Origin of the sequence: Chryseobacterium sp. RLHN22 (assembly GCF_051011795.1) — a bacterium.
Classification (GTDB): domain Bacteria; phylum Bacteroidota; class Bacteroidia; order Flavobacteriales; family Weeksellaceae; genus Chryseobacterium; species Chryseobacterium zhengzhouense.
Genome location: NZ_JBPCHW010000002.1, coordinates 128753 through 151428, shown reverse-complemented (window position 1 = coordinate 151428; position 22676 = coordinate 128753). Strand labels below are relative to the sequence as shown.

Below are 22676 nucleotides of genomic sequence, written 5' to 3'. Positions count from 1 at the left end.
ACAATCATGAAAAAAATAATCACTTCTTTTTTATTGCTTGCTGTTCACTGCATCTATGCGCAGTCACTCCCGAGCAACGAAAACTACATTTATACGAAAACCTACCTCTCAGCTGACGGAAGCAAAAAAACAGAGACAATCCAGTATTTTGATGGTCTCGGAAGGGCAAAAGAGGTTGTACAGGTAAAAGCAACTCCTTCAGGGAAAGACCTTGTAGTACCTGTTGTTTATGACCAGCTTGGAAGACAATCTAAAACCCTTTTACCCATTCCCGTTGCGACATCCAACTACGCAGTGCACAACACAACCGAAACCGATGTCAACAGCTATTACGGTGTTGCCAATGCGTTTTCGGAACAGAAGATTGAAGCTTCACCTCTGGCAAGAGTTCTTGAAGCCGCAAATCCCGGAACCGAATGGGCAATGTCTTCAGGGCACACTGCCAAGATGCAGTACCTTACCAATCAACCTTCGGATCAGGTGAAAAGGTATAACACCTCAGTTTCATGGGCAAACGCTACTTTAACGACAAACATTACCGATGTTTCCTTTTATTCACCCAACCAGCTGGTTAAAAATGTGGTCACGGATGAAGACGGAAAGGTAACTGTTGAATTCAAAAACTCGGAGGGGCAAACCATATTGCTGAGAAAGGAAAGCAGCTCGGAAAAGCTGGATACCTACTATGTATATAATGTCTACAACCAGCTTGCTTTTGTGATTTCCCCAAAAGCCGATCAGAAGATCACACAAAACGGTAACTCCGTAACCTCACAAATTTTAAATGAACTGTGTTACCAGTACGTATATGACAACCGCTTCAGACAGGTAGAGAAAAAGCTTCCCGGGAAAGGATGGGAATATATGGTCTATGACCAGCAAAACCGTCTGGTTGGTACACAGGATGCCAACATGAAAAATAATCCTAATCAGCCCAACCGATGGCTTTTTACGCGATATGACAAGTTCGGGAGAGTTGCTTATACCGGGAAGTTTGCAGGAGGAACAAGGCTGGAAGAACAGGCAAACGCTAATGCAAAAGGACTGAATAACGAAAACAGAAATACATCGTCTTTTACCTTAAACGGGCAGCAGATTTTCTATACCAATACCGCTTATCCATCTGCCGCCTTTGTTCCGTACACGGTTAACTACTATGACACCTATCCTGTGAGTGGTCTCGGGTTGGATTTTTATCCTCCGACTACTGACGTATTGGAATTTCGCATGATCAACGGGGCACAAAGTTTTTCCAGCAATGGAGTAAGCAGTACAAGAAGCCTGAAATCGATGCCGACAAGTTCGTATGTAAAAAACCTGGATGATGACAGCTGGTCTGCTTCGCATATCTGGTACGATGCATTATTGAGGCCTGTAGGAAGTAAGAGCGTCAATCACTTGGGCGGATATACCAATACCGAGAAGCAGCTCGATTTTTCGGGTGCAGTTTTAAAAGCCAATACCTATCATAAAAAGACCAATGCAGATCCTTCTGAAGTGGTGATTAAAGAAAGGTTTGTGTATGATGATCAATACAGAATGAAGCAGCATTACCATCAGGTAAACGGCAATGCTGAAGAGCTGCTTTCTGATTACACGTATAATGATCTGGGGCAGGTTACCAATAAAAAAGTGGGTAATAACCTGCAAAGCATCGATTATGCATACAATATACGGGGCATGATTACAAAAGTAAACAACCCCGATAATCTTAGCACAGACCTTTTCGGATATGAGCTGAAGTTCGCATCCACATCCAATGCTTCCGTAGCACAAGCCAACTACAACGGGAACATTACCGAGATGATCTGGAAAGATGCTGCAGAAGGTGTATTAAAAAAGTACAGCTACCAATATGATGCTTACAACCGGTTAACTGCGGCATTATATCAGGAACCCAATTCAACCGTTCCTCAGAACAATTTCTTTAACGAGACGATGAATTATGATGCCAATGGCAACATAATGGGTCTAAAAAGAAACCAGAAAGGTTATAATGGTCTTGCCGAAGAGATCGACGATTTGGTATATAATTACCAGAATACCAACAGGCTTGTATCGGTAGTCGACAACAAGAATAATTATTATGGTTATCCCGATACTTCAGGGAATACCACCACCTATGATTTTAACGGAAACATGACCAATCATGTTGACAAAGGTATTCTGGAGATCAAATACAATGATCTCGATCTTGCCAAATATATCAAGTTTAATAATTTTGTAACACGTACGAATGGGGATGTGTATAGCAATACAAGCTATTCTTATCGTGCCGATGGTGTGAAAATAAAGAAGATACATCATTATTTCTCTGGAAGAAACCGTAGAGATGCTTTTGCGACTATAGAATATATAGATGGTTTTCAATATAAAACTGATACCGGTCTGGTAGGTGATTATGAAGGTTTACAATTTTTTGGTACTTCTGAAGGATATTATGATTACGTAAATAATCGCTATATTTACCACTACAGCGATCATTTAGGTAACGTAAGGGTAAGCTTTGCAAAGGAAAACAATACAGCGACCATAGTAGAAAAAAGTGATTATTATGCATTTGGATTAAGACACGGAGGAAATTCGATCGATAATACAGGAGTCAACTATAGGTATCAGTACAATGGCAAGGAGCATCAGGATGAAATTGGGATGTATGACTATGGAGCGAGATTCTATATGCCGGATCTTGGAAGATGGGGCGTTGTAGATCCGTTGGCAGAAGTAACACCACATGTATCGCCTTATCATTATGCTAATAACAACCCGTTGATGTTCAACGATCCTACGGGAATGCTCTCGCAGGCGTTTATGGATGAAGTTTGGAGCTCTCCTTCCGGAACTATCTGGACAAACAGCGGAAACGGTTATTTTTACAATAACTGGGGTGGAATGATGAGTAATAGTGGTAATGCACAAAATTATCAATCTTATAGCCTGATTGCTTCCGATAGCGGCTCTGGAGGTGGCGGTGGCGGAGCTGTTGCAGGTGAAATTCGCTTACCAGAATTATCTCTAAAAGGTAATTCTTGGACATTAGGTGCGGGGGTTTTCTCTCATCACAATAATTTCATGGAACGATGGAACTCTAATCAGGCATTTCAAGAGCAACAAAGAGAGTGGTATCGTAATTGTGGACATTGCCATGATGGTCCGGTAAAAATGATTGGGAGTGGAGGTGACCTTTTAGGCATTTTTGATATTGGAGGTCAAATTTTAAGCACATGGGAGCCCGAAAACCGATATCTTGCAATGGGAGCCGGAATTTTAGGTGCTATTGCATTGAAAAAACCGGGATTAGCTGCTAACACTGAATTAGCTGCTGAAAAAAGTCTATTAATCAATTCTGGTATTACTAAAAAAGGAATATTAAAAGCAGATTACTTATTTGCAAATATGAATGATGCTAAGAATTTTGGAGCTTCAGCTTTGGGACCATCAAAAGTTAGAATGTATAATTCTTCAGGTAAATGGATTGGATGGGAAAATAAGCTTGGCGACAAGGTTTATTGGGGACATGGAGATTGGGGGAAAGGTGTAGGAAGTTCTACATTTCCACATTTAAATTACATTATAAATGGTCAAAAAGGACATTTATTTTTACAAAATAAAATTATTAATAGAGGACAAGGATCTGCTTTTAACACTTATTTTAATTTAGGAAATTAAATTTATGAATGATTTTACAAAAAAGTTACAAACAATATTTTCACGTACAGGTGATTCAGAACTTAAAAATTGTACTTATAAAAATGGAAAAATTAATTTAGAAGTATTACTTTATGATGATGATATTTTAAATCTTGAATTTAAAACTGAAATCTTATATTGTAAAAACATTATACAAAAGTCTCCATTTAATATAGGTTTTTTAAAGTGTGTAAAACTGTCAGATATTATCATGGTAGAAAATAATCACTATATTTTTACAGGTAATTTTATAGATATGCTTAAAGCTCAAAAAAATAAATTAAGTTTAGCTTTCGGACTTAATATTCAAAAATACACGCATTTAATTACTTTCTCAAATGATACTATAAATGTTGCTTTCATCGTAGATGAAAAAGATGTTTTTAATTATAGTATAATTGAATAGCGGCGTTACTCTCTTTTTTAAGATAAAAGTTTATACTTGTTATACTTCTGAGTTAAGGTTCATGTCAAAAATTATGGTATTGCGATCTCAATACCATAATTTTATAAAAATAATTTTCATATAAAGACAGCGCAGAAGTTGTTAGGTTTGATAATTCTATCACTATAAACAAATGACATTCTTAATTGATTAGAAAAGCTAACTGTAGAGTGAATAACAAAGATTATTTGATATTGCCTGACAAGTAATAATCAATTGGAAACCTAAAAATCAGTATTTAGCAATGTCTGCTGGGATTATTGGTGCTATTGCATTGAAAAAACCGGGATTAGCTGCTAAAACAGAAGGTAATTTAACTGCAAATTTAGGAGAAGAATTGATTAAAGTTAGACACCACACCTCGTTTTCGAGCTTAAAAGGAATAAAAAATAGTGGTTCAATAAATGCTTCAAGAGGATTACCATATCCGCAAGCGAAATGAATGATGAGACGTCTTTGGCTAGAAAAATTTCACAAAAACATCCAAATACTTTAGTTGTAGGATTTGATGGATATGTAACTTATGGTAGGGATAGAATATCGAGGAAAGGAACTATTACAACTATTGATAATTCTATTGATTACAGAGACGCCTTAGGAATGGCCGTGTTTTATAAGAATGGTATTGAAATCAACAGAATGTTTTATAATCAGTTTAAACTTTTACAAGAGAAAACATACCCTGGTTCAGGAGGACTTTAAATTAAATATTAACTTATGAAGAAAACATTATTAATGCTATGTCTTATAGCTATTTTATTTTCATGTACAAAAAAAGATGAAAATAGAAACGAAAATACAACCTCAATAATAAAATCGGATACAATTATAAAAGATCCGAATCCTTACATGGTAAATTATGAAAACAAAGAAAGAATGAAAAAAATGCTAGATAGTGCTATTATAAATGGAGATACTATATCTTATCAAGAAGCTTTTAAAGATTTTATTGTTTCCGAGCATTCTCAGGAATTTTTATATTATTCAATAAAAATGGCGAAAAGGAATAATTATCCCAGAGCTTACTATGATACTTACACCATTCTAAATATATTAGATAAAAGAAAGGGTTATATATCAAAGTCTGATAAAAATGAAGCTCTATTTTATTTGCTAAAAGCATATGAAAAAGGAGATATAAATGCAAAGCATAAATTACATGAGTTATATACAGAAAAGAATATCAAGATTCCTTCTTCAACTTCTGTTTTAAATGATTAAGTAGGTTAGGAAACAACTACATTATCACCGGTGAAGGTAGTGTTTCAGATTTAGTGATGAAAGCTTTTAAAAATTTAACTCACTGATTTTCAGAACCAATAAAAACAAATATTTATAAACAAGAGTAGGAATTCCCTACTCTTGTTTATTTGTTGATAAAAACATATCCAAATGACTGAGAATCATTCCTCATGTATCAGAGTTAGTGATGCTAAAAGAATTGTTATCGTGCAGATGGTATAAAGATTAAAAAAGTACATCAGCATTTCTTTGGGAGAAACAGAGCAGATGCTTTTACAACAACAGAAAATACATTGATGGCTTTCAGTATAACAACGAATCAGGTCTTATTGGGGTTTCTAACGGACTACAATTTTTTGGTACTTCTGAAGGATATTATGATTATGTAAATAATCGCTATATTTACCACTACAGCGATCATTTAGGTAACGTAAGGGTAAGCTTTGCAAAGGAAAACAATACAGCGGTCATTGTACAGCAAAATGACTATTATGCATTTGGGTTGAAGCACAATATTCCGGGTCATGCATTTAGCGACTACAAATACAGTTATAATGGCAAGGAAATGCAGGAGGAAATTGGGATGTATGACTATGGAGCGAGATTCTATATGCCTGACCTTGGACGATGGGGCGTGACAGATCCGTTGGCAGAAGTAACACCGCATGTATCGCCTTATCATTACGCCAATAATAATCCGTTGATGTTCAACGATCCTACGGGAATGCTCTCGCAGGCGTTTATGGATGAAGTTTGGAGCTCTCCTTCCGGAACTATCTGGACAAACAGCGGAAACGGTTATTTTTATAATAACTGGGGCGGAATGATGAGTAATAGTGGTAATGCACAAAATTATCAGTCTTATAGCCTGATTGCTTCCGATAGCGGCTCTGGAGGTGGCGGTGGCGGAGCTGTTGCAGGTGAAACATTATTACCGCATCTCTATATGACTCTCCCTAAAAGCTATGAGGGAAACATGGCTCTTACGATGATTTCCTTTAGTATGGGATTCAAAGATCACCTTGGAAAGTATCTTGGATATTTACAAATGCCTTATGTATATAGAGGTCCTGAACCAGGAGGTGGAGGTTTGATGATGATTGGAGGAGCAGGTGATCCATTGGGTATTTGGGAAGTTGGAGGAATGATACTTGCTGCCAATAGTGATGGGAATGCAAATTATATTTTAGCAGCATTAATGATTACCAGAAGTGGAAATACTGGTAATACATTAAAACTTCTAAGTGCCGAACATGGAATATTAGCTGCTGGAAAAGAGGCTATATATTTAAATAAACAAGGAAACTTGACTGATGGTCTTTTTACTGTTAGTAAAGAAGGAATGTTAAAGCATAAAATGGACCTAGGAATAAGTGGGAAAAGCATTTTTTATCCAACAGTAAATGCAGATGAAGCGGTTTTAAAAGCAGCACAATATGCAGAGAAAAATAATCTTTGGATATTAAATAATGGTACAAAAGCCAAAATCCCTGTACTTAATAGTAATATTGGCAGGTTAAGTAATGGACAGCCAACAAATTTTATTAATGTATATAAATCGAAGAATAACTTAATCCATGGTGCGCCAGGAACACCCAAATAATTTATTATGGACATAACAAATTTTATAAAAAGAGCAATAAACTTAGATGTTAATTGGAGGCATTTTGATTTTCTTAATGTTATTGATATTTTATCAAAAAATTATTTTATAAACTACGAGGTCAATGAAGAAAAAATTGCAGTAATACAAAAAAATGATGACATTGTAGGATATCTTTATTTAAAATATCCTTTATTTTTTATAGAAAGTGAATATTTTTCTCCAATAAACCTAATTTTAAATGAATATAACTACATCCAGTATATTAAAGTAGATTCAATTAATCATGAATATTTATATGTGGACAAAATACTATATGATAAATATTTTGATTATATGGAGAATGTAAATAATTTTTCTGCTCAAGATTTCTATTTTTTCAATGTCAATTAGTTCGATAATATATAATAACTTTCTACCATTTCCCTGAAAAATGTTATATTATGGACATAGGTTTCGAATTTTTATTACCAATAGAGTCAAACATTACAACTATTAAGTTTGAACAACCTGTTTATGAGTGGCAAGAAGAAAAGTTTCCCCAAGGTGAGGAAGAAGCATGGTTTCATTACTTTAAATTAACAAAGTCAAATGTTCCTGAACATATCACACCTTTGTTACCTAGTAATTTTCAACGAGAGCAATGGCAATGTATTTCAATTATTGACGGATTTGAAAGTTTGATAAATGAACTTTCTGTAGATAAAAAAATTCCTGAAGAGAATAATATATTGCTGAATCTATTACATTTATTAACTAAAACACAGAAAAAATGGGTTATGATTTTTGAACCAGATTATGACTGTATAAATGAAGTGATAGAAGGAAATGTTGATATTGCTTTTCACAAAATTATTGATTCATTAACAATTGAAAGAAATGGATTTGTTCTTTGGAATGAAAAAAAAGTAGAATGAAAGAATTAATTTTAATTGTAGAAATTATTTTTTTGGAAATAGCAAGTGAAAGCTTCAATTTTCCGATTAATAATTCTATTAGATTATCTTTTTGGATTCCTAATGATGTAGTTTCTACGTTTTCCGAAATTCAAATTCAAAATAAAAATATTGATATAGGTAAAACTGAAATTGTTAAGATTAAATTAGTAAAAAGAGATTTTTTAGAAAATAGAATAAAAAAAGGTACTGAGTTTAGAATTGGAGTATTTCCAAAAGAAATTGCTTTAGGGAAGGTTTTGGAATTGCAGACGACTTAGTTCTTCATAGAGGAACAGGAGCAATCATTTGGAAAGAAGCAGGATGGCAAAAACAGGCTTAACAAATGTAGACTGGGGAAAGGCTTTTATTGATAAGTATCATTTTAAATCATCATTTACACAAGCTGCAGAAAATGCAGCTGGAATAGATTTGAAGTTTCAAATTTCAATCCTCTATTTCACCAGCCAGGAATGACAAATTTTGAATTCAACCATATAATTAATAATCCTGCTTTATTACAAAAAACGACATTTATACAAAATGGGAACACTGTTTTTTGGAATGGAGCACAATTTATAAGTAAATAATTATGGAAGTAGTAACGGACTTAAATAAAATAAATCAAAAATTAAAAAATTTCAAAGGAAGTAAAGCACAGTTCTGGCTATTTGATATTTCTCATAAAAAAATAGCAATTAGGATATCAATTAGTAACAAAGAGGATGAGGATGTTATGTACTTAGTGATAGCTAGTTGCCAATATATTCGAGGAGATTTCTCATGGAATAACCCTAATATTTACGTAGATAAATATTACGATGAAAAAAAAATGGAGCATGTATATAGACTATTAGATTTAAATGCTGATTTCAAATTAGAAGGCTTATCAGGTATTGCCTTGGCTAAAGGATTAGAATCTGAGTTTGGAGATTCTTTTGAAGATTTTTTGAAAAAGGATTAGTAAATTTGGGAACACATGATAATATTTTAATAATGGAAACACTATATAATTCTAATAGAAATTTTAGAATATGGCTTATACAGTGAGTCACTCTTCCCCCCCGCTACCGCACGATTATATCGTGCGGCAGATAATAAAAAAACTTCGCATTTTGCGAGGTTTTTTGGTTTTATATGATGTTATGTTCTGTTTTGTATTAGGAAACAGAACTAAAGCACAGCAATATTTTTAATTTTGAGAGCCTGAATAAAACCATCTACTACCGAAAGCAAATGTTTTTTTATTTTCTGGATCAAGCTTTTCGATATCGTTAAACGGTTGAGCATTGCAGGATCTTTGAAAATGTTTACTTCGTCTGTCTCTCCTAAAAGATAACCAACCGTAGTCCCCAAAATCTTAGCAATATTTTTAACAACCTCAATAGAAGGAATCACCTCATCACATTCATACTTCCCAATTACCGAATAAGAAGTGGTTAAAATCCCAGCCAAATCTTTTTGGGAAAAGCAATATAAAAAAGAAAATTTACCTAGATTTATTAAAACACAAAAGCAATCGCAGGATTTTATATTGGAAAAAGAACTAACAAGACTTTATACTCAGTCATAAAAACCTTACTCAATTCAAATCCAAAAAAGATCTACACAGACAAACTCAGAAATTATTGATACCTAATTCCAAAGGAAGTTTACGGCAACAAAAGATTTGAAACCCATTCTATTGAAAGAATGAATCTGAATATCAGAACGAACTTAAAGAGATTAAACAGAAGAACAATCTGTTTTAGTAAAAATAGTTTAATACTTATTTCCATACTGAATTTATTTTCTGGTACGGTGACTTTCAATAATCTCTTCTGATGAAAATCTAAATATTCCTATATTTTATTAAAATTCGAAAATCAACATCATTTGTCGTAGAACTACGACAGAATATTTAATCAAAACTTACTAGCTTTATACAGATGAAAAATAAACACACAAATGACACCCGATTTCATAAAACACAAAGTACGGTCACAAGATAGCCTAGGTTCTTTAGCTTCCAGAATCCGGATGACTGAAGAAGAACTGAAAGAATTTCACAATCAGAACTGCGGAAAGATGGATAAACTCTGGGTTTCCAATCTCAGAGGCATCGAATTCGTTTTGATTCCTACCCTATTTATTTCTAAAGAAGAACAAACAATCCGCAAAAGTAAAATGCTTCCGCCGAAAGAATATTTTCCGGGTTTTCACGCTTCAAAATATCTTATTTCGGAGAAATTCGAAGAATCAAACAAAAAAGATTCAGATTTTAATTATTCTGTAAACCTCAACATTCAAAACAGCAAAGACGGTTTTGTTGCAGAAACTTCATTAGACGATTTTAGAAAAAACGGAACAGCTCCCGAAGATAAAGTTTCATCACTTTCTTTGGCCTGTATGAAGAGCATCTACCCTATTTCTTATAGACTTTCACAGAAAGGAAATTTAAAACATTGTTTACAGCATAAAAATCTAGTTGAACAGTTTAGAAATAAAAGAGCCGAATTAGAAGACTTTTTTATTGGTGATATTTCAAAAGTCTATATAGATTTCTTTATTGAAAAATTATCTGATGAAAACTATTTTTTCAGACAAATGCAGTCATGTTTATTATATCAGACTTTATTTCCAGACCTCGAATGGTTTCATAAACAGACAGTATGGGTAGAAGAATTCTATATACACAGCAATTCATTTCCTTTGCAGTTTAATTTTCAGGCAGAACAAAACTTTGATGATCCTGATTTTATTGAAACTAAAATATTTGGAATGTTATCAGAAAACTGCAGTCTCAGAGAATTACTGAAAGGAATCAGAATTGAAGATGAAGCTGTTGAAGAGAATATTGATGCTGAAATTGAGATTCAGTATTTTACGCATAAAGTGACCAAGCAACTGCATGAAGCAAAATCTTCTGTCGAAATTCGACATCAAAACGAATTATTTCAAAAACACCATTTACAAATAACACAAAATTAAGATGAAAACCTACCAAGCACAAACGAATGATAGTTTCGCCAGTATTGCGAAAAAGTTTAGTATTAAAGATGAAAATTATCTCAGAACTTTTCATAATCTCAATTGTTCAGAAAATGAAATTCTTTTCAACGAAATACCTTCCGGAACTTCTATTTTAATTCCTGACGATCCACAGTTTTTTTCAGAGGATTCGGACTTGGAGAATGAAGAAGATTATATGAATGATGATTATTCTTATGAAGAAGGGACGGAGAATAACAATGACCCTCAGGAAAACAATGAAAAAGAAACTGATGATTCTTCAGATCAGGAAAAGCAGAAAGAAAATGAAAGCTCTTCAAGCAGTCATGACGGAAAATACTTCGTCATCCAAAAAGGGATGGCCCAGTGCAATCAGGGGTTTAAATTTCCAAAGTTCAAAGTAACCAGCCATCAAAAACATTATTGGAACAATGCAGACGCACAAGCCAATTATCTTGCCGTGACAGAAGATGATCTTCAATTCGACCCAACCGCACAGCCTTTCGGACAGTGCAGACTTAAGCCAAGCTCCGGCGGATATCTTCCCTGCACCTACGCTCCTGCTGGAAAATGGACGAAAACTTACGATAAAGTAAAAGTAATGGATAAAAGCTGCGTCACAGAAATATCAGAATTGATGTGCAGCACAGGTGGAAAAATTACCATTTTAAAGCATGGGCAACAATCAGAATTAGGAAAAACAAATGTCAACAATGCTGATTCTAAGGAACAGCAAGTGTATAATCCTGTAGTGGATTTTGAGGAATTTAAAGAGAATTTAGAAGATACTAACGAACCACACGCTTGGTAAATAAATTCATCATTATGGCAAAGAAAGGAGTTTACAAAATATCGGGCAATACAAAACCTACAGTCGGTAAAAAAGAATTTTACATTGTTGATCAATGGTATCCAGCTACACCATTGTCAGATAGAAATCTGGCTAAAGTAACTTGGGAATTATTTATTAAAACAGATAATGGATTTCGAGCGACAAATGTCAAAAAGAAAGGCATCAACCATTTTACTTTTGGAAAAAATGCTTCCAAATATGTTTATAAAATTGAGGGTTATCTTCACGAACCTGAAGGAAATTCTCCAATGTCACTTATTGTATATCCACAAAAGAATGAAGAAAAAAAGATTGTAACAGAAAAAAACATAAAAAATGTTGTACTGACTTACGAAAACGGTAGTACAATAAACAAAACACTAAGTTATAGAGATCGACTGCAAGCAACTGCAATTTGTGAAGGACTGGAAGGCGAAAAAATAGTTTTCAAATTATGGGAAGACGACGAAGCTAAAAATGGTCACAACAATAAAAATCAATTCATCACAAAATCCCCACCCGTTGAAGTCAACAAATTTGGGAAAGCAAAGTGGAGTTTCTCTCTCAATTCAACATTTATTTCTCTAGCAAACAAAAGAGAAGATGATAAAAGTAAACATGAATATTATGTAACAGCAGAATTTAGTGGTAAAATTTTAGAAGACAGCCAAAATGTAAATTTTACAAACCCAGAATACAAAATTGAGCAACCTCAACAATTGCCTCAACGCCCCAAAAGACAACCCAGAGGAAATTCATCTCCTAAACCCAAGCAGGAAAGTCCAAAAGCATCTACGAGACCAAGTTCTCCTAATAACCAGCCCGATAAGAAAGGTAAAATTTCAAGCATTAAATTAGTAGATATACATGGTAAACAATTTTCAAAAAACCCTAAATTTGGAGATGTTATCAAATTAATTATTGAAGGAAAAGATGTTGTTGGGCAACCATATAGACTTAAACTTTGGGAGCATGACAATACTGGAGAAAATGATTTGCTTTATAATCAGGAGCACACCTTTAAATCTGATAAGCAGGAAGTTTACATAAGATTATTAGATGAATACAGAACAATTGGAGAAATTGGAAATAATTCTAAAAAGCCAGATAGTGGTGAATATTGGACAGGTAACCATCAGGAAATTTTTGCAGAAGTTATTTTCTTGGGAATTAAATCTGAATCTCAAAGGATCGACATAGATTTAAAAGAAGAACCTAAGAAGGAAATTCAACATGTTTCACCGGCAAAAGTGGAAAAAGCTCAAAAAGAGAAATTTGAAAAAGTTGTAGGGCTAGGTAAAGAAGCAATCCTATATATCTCTAGTGAAATTGCCACAGAAATAAAAGTTGATAGAGATAATAAAATAATATCATATCCAGATAATGGAGGATATAATGATATACTTGAATACAAAGAAGGAAATAAGATTTACACTAAAAAATTACCCAATGGAAGTAGCGCATTTCCTTTGTATAAAATGTATATTTATAGAGGTAGTAAAATTGGTGAAGCTGTAAAGAAACTTAAACAAGATCTAAATAATAATACACGTGAGAATGCAGAATCTACAATTCTAAATGTTGCCAGACATGCTCAAAAAAATAATAAAAACTATGGTAGCGAAGGGCCATTACCTCCAAATACAATAACAACTTTGTATAGAATAAGATATATGAAAGCTAAAAATTATGCTGGTAAATATAGTTTTAGATATAGAATTGTGAGTGATGATACTTCTAACATGAAACCTGTAACGGATGTTAGCAAAGAGGTATCATATGGAGCGATGGCATTAGGAAGTAGAGGCTCAATTTCTATTGATCCATGGAACTCTGCAGGTTTAGTTGGATGCGTCGGAATTAGAAATTCAGATGGAACACCTCATTCGAGCTGTAAAAAAGAATATCCAAATCAAGATAGTATTAATTATAAATTTATATATCATGCATTAAATAATTATCTTGAAACAGTAATTCCTGAACTGACTGGTGTATACGGAAGGCGAGGATATTCAAGTGATGACAAAGTACCAGTTTTATCATCAAATTATAAAGAAGAAATAAAAGTTTTTGTCTTAGCTGATCCATTACCCGAATTAAACAACTGTAAATTGAATCTAAAAAAAGATGGCAGAGAAAAGTTCTACAATGAGTTTGGGGAGTCTGCAGTTAAAATGGTCGAAAATCAAAAAAAATCAAATAAATTCAAAGGGTTATATATTATTGCGCAGAGACGACAAGAAAATGGATTAAAATTAATAGTACCTAATAACAATCCAATGAACATAAAAGATAGTGGAGACTTAGGAAAATCAGATTTATACACTAGAGAAGTTTTTAATGGAAAAGAGGTTTACATTAATGATGGGTTCGGTAAGTTTTCAACTGTTGAGAAAGGATTTGAAGGTTATTTGAAATTGCTTAATCGTAATTTTAATGATGCATATATCTCAATTCTGGATGATAATAAAACAATCGATGATTTTTTATCGGGAATGCAGGACACTGGAAGAAAGGGGGCTTATGCAACAGATCCTAACTACAAAAGCTCCATTAAATCAATTTTTAATGGAGTGGTAAAAGATTACAAAGAAATCTTAAATTATAAACTTTGCAAAGCAAAGTTGCAAGATGAAAAAAATAAAATAAAAAAAGATATAGAACTTCTTAATAAACTTAAATAAATGTGTATGAAAATATTATATCTAATCTTTTTTCTCTGCTGTATCATAAGCTGTGAAGGTCAAAAAACAAAAAGTCAAAAATGTAATATTGATAAAGCAATTATAGCTATAAACGGGCTTGAAGAAGTTCAAAAACAAAATAAATATGTAGATTCCATAAGTGACAACAAAAAAAAATTGTCTTTTATGACTGATAGTTTAGAAATTAATCATCATTTATATTATAGAATTAAAACAGGATTGAATAGTGAATTTCATTGGGAAACTTATACGATTTTTTATGTTGATAAAAATGACTGCAGTACAATAATGGTAGATGAAGTGATTTCGGGCAATATAATAACCTTAAATAAATGGAGATTGTTAAATAATAAAACAAAAAAGAATATGAACACAAATAATAATTCTATAAACAATGCTAAATTTTCAGACTTATTTAACGAAAGTAGTAATATTAAGTTTACTCCTCACGACTTAAATAAAAATACGTCGGAAATAGAAAATTTTAAACATAAGCTGATTAGTTTTGAATCTAATGATTTAGACGCTAAAGATTTTGATATTAATAATTTATCATTGCTGATTAATAATGAAACATTTAGTAATAATGAAAAATTTATAGATTCTAGCTGGTTAAGATACTTTATTGATAAATACAACTTCAATCCGAGAGTTATTGATAACCTTATGAAGATTGCATTAAAACAAGAAGACTATCACGCTGTCAAAATTTTAAGTAAAAATTATATTTTTTCAAAAAAGCAAATTGATGAAGCTGTATTAAAAAATAAATACAAAAATACATTGAAAGGCAAGCTCGACACAGAAGAATACTACGACCCTACATACTCAATGATTGACAAAATATTGCCTTTTATTGAGCAAAACTATTACAAAAACCATATTCAAGACCCTGATGGATTTACAAATCTCCGCAAAGATAAAACTCCCACATCTGAAATTCTTCAAAAAATAAAATCTGGTGAGCATATAGAGGTTTTGGATAATTCTGGAGATTGGTTTTTAGTAAAAACAAAAGAAGGTAGAGAGGGATATGTACATAAAAGCAGAATTAAAAATTGATTTTTTATTCTAATAAATTATCCTTCTTTTATAAGAACTACAAATTTTTTTTCAATATTATTTTGTTCTATTTTACTATTTAAAATTTCTTGTGAAGGTCAAAATAACAAAGACCAGAATTCAACGGAAATAAAAGAAGAGAATAAATGAATTTAAAGAATTAAACACTGTAGCAATTAATTCCAAAGATGCAAACACAATATTGTTACAGCAGTATTCAAATAATACTTTTTGCCCAGAATGTGATTCACTATTAATTTATAAGACAGATATTCTTGGGGAACTCAGGATCGGAAAACAAAAAATTCTTCTATTAGGATTTTTAGAACAAATTGATCAGTCTCCAAGTGCTTTACATCTTAGATTGATTGATTTAAAAGAATAGTTATTTATATTGTAGCTAATAGTAATTTATTCCTAAAATGAGTAATAGTAAAATATTCATATTAGTTTTCATATTTACACTCTTCTCTTGTAAAAAGAATTTTTTTGCAAAAGAAGAGAATTCTTCCGACAAGATGACCATTAAAAGTGATACTTTGAATATTACCTATTATGAAAATAAAAAAATTAAAGAGTTAGAACTCTCAGAATATAAAGGTGATAAAAATGTAAAACTTCATTTTTTAGAAAACGGACGTTTAAAACAAAAGACTATTAATTTTGATAGTTATCCAACAATAAACTATGAATACGATGAAAGTGAAAAATTAGTGCATGAATGGAAAGAGGACGACATCGGCGGATGCATTACCATTTCAGGAAATGAATTTTTTTGGAATAAGGCTGGGAATATGACCACGCAAATTATTCACAGTAATTTCGGCAAAAGTTGTAGTGAAAAAATATTGATAAGGGAAATTAAAGAATTTTTTGAGAATTCAAAAAAAATAAAGTCACTCTACTATACCCGTGAAAGCTACGAAGGAAGCGAAGAATGTCCATGTGGATTACGAAAAGAATTTGATAAAGACGAAAAATTAATGAGTGAGAAAAAATGGATGGATTGTGACGGTTATGATTTTGAATGTGAAAAGATTATTTAAAACAGCCCTGATTATAACCTATTAGGAGTTAAAACCTATTCCCCAACCCACCCCAAATAAATAGCAACCGGCATCATCGCCATGATAAACGGAACAATATAGGCGAATGTCTTTCCTGAAAATAAAATAAGCGAATTATACTTCTCATGATTCATTCCCAAAGACTGAAAAGCACTTTTAAAGCCGTGAAGCAAATGCCAAAATAATAAGAAACATCCGAATACATATAAAACTACCTGAATCGGATTCTGAAACTTCTCAACCATCATTTTATAAAGCGGAAGCTCCTCGCCATGGATAAACTGGTTGGTTCTGTTGGGAATCCAAAAATTTGAAGTGTGAATAATTAAAAACAACAGTAGCAGCGTGCCCAATAATGCCATACTTCGGCTGTACCACGTACTGTTTTTGGACGCTCCGTCTATTGCATAATTTACAGGACGGGCTTTTTTATTTTGCCACCAAATCATTAATCCCTGAACAATGTGAATCAGAAAACCAATAATCAGAAACACTTCAATCGTACGGATAACAGGGTTGGTACCCATAAAATGAGCACCAATATTAAACGTTTTACCTCCGTCATCAAAAAAGATCAAAGCATTTACACCGCAATGCACAATGAGAAAACTGATCAGAAATAAACCTGTTGCGGCCATTACTGCTTTTCTCCCGATAGAACTCGTCATAAAACGACTGAAACCTGTCATAACAATTACTGTTTATCTTTGATTCTTCGGATCTGCAATCCAGTCTTCGTATCGGATATTGCTTTCAAATACAGCTTTTTCTGGAAGCAGAGTATCAATTTCCAGTACAGCACCGAAATAAGGAGCATCTTTTTCGATGGTAATTTCAGAAGGACGATTCATGGCAGACAAATAGTTACCAATCCAATTATTCATGGGCATTTTTTCAGGACCTGCAATTTCGGCAATACCTAATTTAGGTTGTTCTTCTACCGTTTTTGCTAAAAATGCAGCCACTTCAGAACTCGCAATAGGCTGTACCAAAGCATCGGTAACAAACATTCCGTTATCTTTTACACTGGAAGCGGCAACACCACCTGCAAATTCAAAAAACTGTGTAGCATGAACAATTGAATAAGGAATGGATGATTTTCCGATAAGCTCTTCCTGTACCTGTTTTGCTCTGAAATATCCGCTTGTGCTCAATTTTTGAGTTCCTACAACCGACAAAGCGATGTGATGTTTTACGTTGGCTTTTTGCTCAGCTTTCAAAAGATTTGTAGTCGATGTTCTAAAAAAATTCATCACATCATCATCTGCAAAAGACGGAGAATTAGAAACATCCACTACGACCTCTGCGTTTTCAAGGGCATTATCCAGCCCTTCGCCAGTTAATGTATTAACACCTGTATTGGGTGATGCAACGATTACCTCATGTTTGTCTTTCAAAAGATTGGTAAGTTGTGAGCCGATAAGACCCGTACCTCCGATAATTACTATTTTCATTGTTTTAAATTTTTAAATTGATAAAACAAAGGTCAGCAACTTGAGTCTGAAAAATCTTAAACCAGTTTAAGAACGCAAATTTTTATTTAAAACATCCAGTTCTTCAATCGAAATCCCGATATAGGAAGCAAAAACATCATCAGGAAAACGCTTTACAAGATCCGGATAGTGGGTACAAAAATAATAATGAAAATCTTTCTTGCTCGTTACAGCATACGTTTTTTGTTTTTGCAATGCCGCTCCATAAGCTCTTATGTGAATTTTATTGAAATAAATTGCCATGAATGGAAAATCGAACAACAACTGCTCAAATTTTTCTTTTTTTATAACTAAAACTTCTGTTTCCTCCAAAGCGGCAATGTTAAAGTGAGCAGCAGGAGCACCTAAGAAAGCATTATATTCTGTCACCCACCAGTTTTCAATTGCAAAGTGGATTGTATTTTTATTCCCTGATTCGTCTGTAAAATAAATATGGAGACAGCCTTTAAGAACAAAATAAAACTCATCCACCGCATTTCCTTCATTGATCAGGATATGATTTTTAGGAAAGCTTTGTTTTTTAAAATAAGGAAGTACCTTTTCGACTTCTTTTTCAAAAGCAGGAACGAGTTTTACAATATGATGATACAGCTGATTCGGCATAATTGATAGTTTTGTACAAGTTACGCTTTCTGCATGGTAATATAATAAAGACAACAAGAACATTTAGAATCATTCAAAATAATTAAACTAAAGCTTTCGAAATCAACCTTTTTTTAGCTATTTTTACCTGAAAATTTATCAGTAAATTATGAAAAGAATAATATTTACCGGAATCGTAACTTTAGGCGGGTTACTTACAGCAAATGCACAATGCAAAACAGTAAATGCACTTGCAGAGAATTTTGATACATGGAAAGATATCGACAAATGCTGGACTGCTCATTCAGGAAAGGCAATGCTGTACGCTAAAGATAAAAAAGTGACTTTTTATTCAATGATGAGTCCGCGTGAAAACATGATTTTGGTTACCCCGAAAATCAAAGCAGGAAACTATACATTAACTTTTGATATTTCTGATAACGGAGGTGAAACAACGGTAGAACTTTTATCACTAAATACCATAAATGATACAAAATCGTCTGTCTCTATAGCAAAAGCTTCCAAAATCACAGATGGTAAAAAAACAATAAGCGTTTCTTTGAAAAAAGATGCACATTTAGGCTTAAAAGTGATGTTGAACGGAATTCATCAGGCTGTTTATGTAGATAATTTATCTTTGAAACCTAAAAAATAAACTTTAAACATTTTTTAAAGCAGGAAGAAAAATAAGACCGTTGCAAAGATGCAGCGGTTTTTGTTTCAACAACTAATATTTCACAAATATTATCCTTCTCTTTTCGATTAAAAAATCCTTTTTTCATACCTTTACCTCCACAATTTTTTCAGGTTTTGTCGGAACTCGATACAAATAACAGTCCATTTCAGGTTTTCATTTCATTCAAAAAATATTTGGATGTGCTCGAGCATATCCGGTACAACGACCGTTTGGAATATCGTGCAAATTATGCTGAATCGCTTATTGAAAGAACGAAAAACTTCAAAGAATTGAGAGAAGGTTTTCAGGATCTTTCTTTGCTCGAAAAGCATGAAGACCTCATCAGACTTTTATTGGCCGATCTTTTTCCGACAGGTTTAACGAAAAATGAAATCAAAGCAGCAAGTATTCCGCTTGCCAATATTACCTTTAATTATACGGAAAGATTCAGAAATATTCTTGCCGATGCAGGAACCGATTTCGAAATCAAATTCAGGGAGATTGATGATGATGAGTTTTATATTTTCTGCTGTTGTTTAATCTTACAGGTGCATTTCAGCACAGATCTCCGGGCTACACTCCCTCTCTATTATGACATCCCGAATAAAGACGGAATCATAAAGCATTATAAAATCACGGTAAATTCAGATTTTACCGAAGTTTATCCGGATAAAGACACCAAAATTCCGGATGAGGATACCGTAAACATGTTGCTTGAAAATATTGATGACATCAGGCTCTGGAAAAAGCATTTCCCTCCTCAATCCTGGATTTTAAGTGGTTTTGCTATTATCTCACTTGTTGACTGCACTTCTGAGGTTGCATTATCTGATCTGAAATCTACCCTCATAAGAGTAGACCTTGAAAATCCGGCTCCCGATGAAAATCTGAAAGAAATTTTCAAATCTTATTTTGATGTTTCGGATCTGAATTTCGGATTAATGCTTTTCAACAAGAAAGACAAGAAGCTTGAGCGACTTCCAATCTATGAAAACGTTTTTACCAGTCATATTCTCGATTTCTGGCTGAATACTTTTGATGAAGAAACACGGAAAACAGCATTTGAAAACATCAATTACAACTCAAGACCCATTGTAATTTCTGATATTGACAAGATGGATGAAGAAGTAAAAAAAATGCCTTCTTTTAACATTTTGAAAAGCACCGGCATCCGAAGTTTTATGGTTATTCCGATTATGAAAGAAGGAGAACTGCTGGCAATCATGGAATTTACATCACCACTTCCCAATTCTTTAAACGGGCTGAAACTAAAGAAAATGGAATTTTTCACAGATATGATTCTGTTTTCGCTCAACCGTTTCAGTTTCGAAAGGAACAATCAGATTGAGGCGATTATTCAGCGTGAATATACTTCCATTCACGATTCTGTAGTCTGGAAATTCAGAAATGAGGCTGAAAAATATTTCAATGCTTTTTTATCGAAGAAAATTTACACTTTAAAGCAGATTTCATTTAAAAATCTTACACCGCTCTTCGGTTTTTCAGACATCAGAGCTTCTTCGGAAAAACGTTTTAATCTCATGAAAGAAGACCTTAATCATCAGCTGGAATGCCTTTATGATGTTTTTACATCAATCAATTCAGATTCTGAAAAGTATCTTCTTGCGTTGGAAATTTTTGAGAATGAGCTGAATAATGAAATAAAAGCCGACACCGAACAACGGTTTCAGCGACTTCTGCGCGATGAAATTCATCCTTATCTTCAGGGGAAACTGGAAACCAATACAGATGAGAATGTAAGAAATAAAATAAAAGCATATCTTTCACAGATCACCTTGCAGAACCAGCTTTTCTACAGTCAGCGCAGAAACCTGGATGAATCGATTACTTTGGTCAACAGAAAACTCGCAGATGTTTTAGATAAAAGCCAGGTTCAGGCACAGGAAATTTTTCCGCATTATTATGAGCGTTTCAAATCTGACGGTGTAGAGCACAATTTATATATCGGTCAGAATATTTCTCCCGATGCCGATTATTCTCAGAAAGACGTACATCAGTTAAGATTTTGGCAGTTGGAAACAATCTGCAATATGGAAATTGAGTTTCAGAAGTTCAAACAGAATCTTCCGATTCCTTTAGATATTGCCTCATTAATCTTTGTGTATAATGAAAAAGTAGACATCCGCTTCCGAATGGATGAAAAGCGCTTTGATATTGATGGCGCGCATAATTCCTATTACGAAATTATCAAAAAACGCATTGACAAAGCTCATATCAAAAATTCCCAGGAAAGAATTACGTGCCCGGGAAAAATTGCAATTGTTTATTTCGGCCTGGAAAATCAGAAAGAGTACCTTCAATACATCAATACGCTTCAGAAAAAAGGACTTTTAAAGAATGATGTTGAGTTTTTAAAAGTTGAAGATTTGCAGGGAATTTCGGGATTGCTGGCGATAAGGGTTTCTTTAGCTGACAATTAATCTACAAAATACGAATCTGCCTTCTTTAATTCTGCCTGCTGAATTTCTGCCTGCTCAAAAATAGAAAACTCAATTGTTCTGCAAATACTGTTTAACGCCAAATCATTTTCTTCTTCTCCAAAAGGTTCTCCAATCTCCTGAATGATGGCATCCAAAGCAATAAAAGTGTAGCTTATTAAAAGTACAATCAAAGGCATCATCCATTCAAGAGTATCGACCAAACCGAAAGGAAGCCAGAAACAGTACAGGTAAACCGTCCTGTGTAGTAAAATACTGTAGGCAAAAGGTAAGGGTGTATTATGAATTCTTTCGCAGCCACCGGAAACATTAGAAAACTGATTAAGCTGGCTATCCATTTGTTTTAAAATAATCGTATCAATATTTCCTTTTTGATACTGTTCATTAAGCCAATCTGCTATAAATCCTAAAATAATACCCGGAACAAACTTCTTATCCCTTAAATATTCAATCTGTTCCGAAGAAAGCAACCTTGAAAGATTATCGTTTCCTGTTTTATCTCTCAATTGGTCATTTAAAGACCAGCAAAATGCAGAAACTAACTTTACAATTTTCTGTTTTTCTTCTTTAGAAGCATTGGGAATAAATGATAAAATCTGTCTCGTTAAAGAGCGGGTTTCGATAACTAAAAGTCCCCACAACTTTCTTCCTTCCCAAAATCTGTCATAACTTGCGGAATTACAAAATCCCATAAAAATAGCTAGTGCAAGACCGATTAGTGTAAAAATAGTCGGGTTAAGATGAACTTTATAGTCGAAAATCCGTCCTTTAAAAAAGTAAATTGCAACAGAAAACAACGTGATAATTACAAGCTGCGGAACTATTTTCTTCAGCACAGAACCTCTCCATATAAATAGCATTTTCAGCCAATTTGTTCGCTGCCTTACAATCATT

The 22676-nt window shown here is 33.4% G+C and carries 23 protein-coding genes and 1 pseudogene; 19 read left to right on the top strand and 5 right to left on the bottom strand.

The window, feature by feature from the left end; translation table 11 throughout:
- Positions 1-6: 6 nt before the first annotated feature.
- The 11 genes from ACR1PN_RS03035 to ACR1PN_RS02985 all read left to right on the top strand — a co-directional run bounded on the left by ACR1PN_RS03035 (position 7) and on the right by ACR1PN_RS02985 (position 8879).
- Positions 7-3669, top strand: coding sequence for a DUF6443 domain-containing protein (locus ACR1PN_RS03035; protein ID WP_433978826.1), 3663 nt, complete (start codon positions 7-9; stop codon positions 3667-3669).
- Positions 3670-3673: 4 nt separating this feature from the next.
- Positions 3674-4096 carry a hypothetical protein gene (locus ACR1PN_RS03030; protein ID WP_378177360.1) on the top strand — a complete coding sequence of 141 codons (423 nt, stop codon included), beginning with the start codon at positions 3674-3676 and terminating at the stop codon, positions 4094-4096.
- A gap of 283 nt (positions 4097-4379) precedes the next feature.
- Complete coding sequence (locus ACR1PN_RS03025; protein ID WP_378177357.1) at positions 4380-4577, top strand: hypothetical protein; 198 nt, start codon at positions 4380-4382, stop codon at positions 4575-4577.
- Positions 4574-4837: a hypothetical protein gene (locus ACR1PN_RS03020; RefSeq protein ID WP_378177355.1), complete on the top strand. Its 264-nt coding sequence runs from the start codon at positions 4574-4576 to the stop codon at positions 4835-4837. The genes ACR1PN_RS03025 and ACR1PN_RS03020 overlap by 4 nt, the downstream gene beginning before the upstream one ends.
- A 15-nt stretch (positions 4838-4852) precedes the next feature.
- Positions 4853-5356, top strand: coding sequence for a hypothetical protein (locus ACR1PN_RS03015; RefSeq protein ID WP_433978825.1), 504 nt, complete (start codon positions 4853-4855; stop codon positions 5354-5356).
- Positions 5357-5879: 523 nt separating this feature from the next.
- Positions 5880-6980, top strand: a complete 1101-nt coding sequence (locus ACR1PN_RS03010; RefSeq protein ID WP_433978824.1) for an RHS repeat domain-containing protein — start codon at positions 5880-5882, stop codon at positions 6978-6980.
- Between the two features lie 6 nt (positions 6981-6986).
- On the top strand, positions 6987-7373 hold the full coding sequence (locus tag ACR1PN_RS03005) for a hypothetical protein (RefSeq protein ID WP_433978823.1): 387 nt from the start codon (positions 6987-6989) through the stop codon (positions 7371-7373).
- 50 nt (positions 7374-7423) lie between these two features.
- Entirely contained in the window at positions 7424-7897 is a 474-nt protein-coding gene (locus tag ACR1PN_RS03000) for a hypothetical protein (RefSeq protein ID WP_433978822.1), read from the top strand.
- On the top strand, positions 7894-8196 hold the full coding sequence (locus tag ACR1PN_RS02995; RefSeq protein ID WP_433978821.1) for a hypothetical protein: 303 nt from the start codon (positions 7894-7896) through the stop codon (positions 8194-8196). The genes ACR1PN_RS03000 and ACR1PN_RS02995 overlap by 4 nt, the downstream gene beginning before the upstream one ends.
- Positions 8197-8239: 43 nt before the next feature.
- On the top strand, positions 8240-8392 hold the full coding sequence (locus ACR1PN_RS02990) for a hypothetical protein (RefSeq protein WP_433978820.1): 153 nt from the start codon (positions 8240-8242) through the stop codon (positions 8390-8392).
- Positions 8393-8507: 115 nt separating this feature from the next.
- On the top strand, positions 8508-8879 hold the full coding sequence (locus ACR1PN_RS02985) for a hypothetical protein (protein ID WP_433978819.1): 372 nt from the start codon (positions 8508-8510) through the stop codon (positions 8877-8879).
- Positions 8880-9088: 209 nt separating this feature from the next.
- Here ACR1PN_RS02985 and ACR1PN_RS02980 read toward each other — a convergent pair whose 3' ends face one another.
- Complete coding sequence (locus tag ACR1PN_RS02980; RefSeq protein ID WP_433978818.1) at positions 9089-9370, bottom strand: helix-turn-helix domain-containing protein; 282 nt, start codon at positions 9368-9370, stop codon at positions 9089-9091.
- A gap of 54 nt (positions 9371-9424) precedes the next feature.
- Here ACR1PN_RS02980 and ACR1PN_RS02975 point away from each other — a divergent pair.
- The 6 genes and pseudogenes from ACR1PN_RS02975 to ACR1PN_RS02950 form a co-directional block, all read left to right on the top strand.
- Positions 9425-9739: pseudogene (locus tag ACR1PN_RS02975) on the top strand (IS1 family transposase); the annotation flags it as partial.
- Between the two features lie 123 nt (positions 9740-9862).
- On the top strand, positions 9863-10885 hold the full coding sequence (locus tag ACR1PN_RS02970) for a hypothetical protein (protein WP_433978817.1): 1023 nt from the start codon (positions 9863-9865) through the stop codon (positions 10883-10885).
- 1 nt (position 10886) lies between these two features.
- Positions 10887-11717, top strand: a complete 831-nt coding sequence (locus ACR1PN_RS02965; protein WP_433978816.1) for a DUF4280 domain-containing protein — start codon at positions 10887-10889, stop codon at positions 11715-11717.
- 14 nt (positions 11718-11731) lie between these two features.
- Positions 11732-14422, top strand: coding sequence for a glucosaminidase domain-containing protein (locus tag ACR1PN_RS02960; protein ID WP_433978815.1), 2691 nt, complete (start codon positions 11732-11734; stop codon positions 14420-14422).
- Between the two features lie 6 nt (positions 14423-14428).
- Complete coding sequence (locus ACR1PN_RS02955; RefSeq protein ID WP_433978814.1) at positions 14429-15505, top strand: SH3 domain-containing protein; 1077 nt, start codon at positions 14429-14431, stop codon at positions 15503-15505.
- A gap of 539 nt (positions 15506-16044) precedes the next feature.
- Positions 16045-16551 (top strand): hypothetical protein, encoded by a 507-nt coding sequence (locus tag ACR1PN_RS02950; protein ID WP_433978813.1) that lies wholly within the window; start codon positions 16045-16047, stop codon positions 16549-16551.
- Between the two features lie 35 nt (positions 16552-16586).
- On the opposite strand, the gene ACR1PN_RS02945 is transcribed toward ACR1PN_RS02950, so the two are convergent.
- From ACR1PN_RS02945 to ACR1PN_RS02935, 3 genes are all read right to left on the bottom strand, one after another.
- Complete coding sequence (locus ACR1PN_RS02945; protein ID WP_433978812.1) at positions 16587-17261, bottom strand: succinate dehydrogenase cytochrome b subunit; 675 nt, start codon at positions 17259-17261, stop codon at positions 16587-16589.
- A gap of 12 nt (positions 17262-17273) precedes the next feature.
- A complete protein-coding gene (locus ACR1PN_RS02940; protein ID WP_433978811.1) occupies positions 17274-18026 on the bottom strand; it encodes an SDR family oxidoreductase in 753 nt (250 codons plus the stop codon).
- A gap of 66 nt (positions 18027-18092) precedes the next feature.
- Positions 18093-18668 (bottom strand): Crp/Fnr family transcriptional regulator, encoded by a 576-nt coding sequence (locus ACR1PN_RS02935; protein ID WP_433978810.1) that lies wholly within the window; start codon positions 18666-18668, stop codon positions 18093-18095.
- A 148-nt stretch (positions 18669-18816) separates the two neighbouring features.
- On the opposite strand from ACR1PN_RS02935, the gene ACR1PN_RS02930 reads away from it, so the two are divergent.
- Both ACR1PN_RS02930 and ACR1PN_RS02925 read left to right on the top strand, forming a co-directional pair.
- Positions 18817-19302, top strand: a complete 486-nt coding sequence (locus ACR1PN_RS02930; protein WP_433978809.1) for a hypothetical protein — start codon at positions 18817-18819, stop codon at positions 19300-19302.
- Between the two features lie 155 nt (positions 19303-19457).
- Entirely contained in the window at positions 19458-21764 is a 2307-nt protein-coding gene (locus ACR1PN_RS02925; RefSeq protein WP_433978808.1) for a GAF domain-containing protein, read from the top strand.
- Here ACR1PN_RS02925 and ACR1PN_RS02920 read toward each other — a convergent pair.
- Positions 21761-22675: a bestrophin family protein gene (locus ACR1PN_RS02920; RefSeq protein ID WP_433978807.1), complete on the bottom strand. Its 915-nt coding sequence runs from the start codon at positions 22673-22675 to the stop codon at positions 21761-21763. The genes ACR1PN_RS02925 and ACR1PN_RS02920 overlap by 4 nt on opposite strands.
- Position 22676 lies beyond the last annotated feature (1 nt).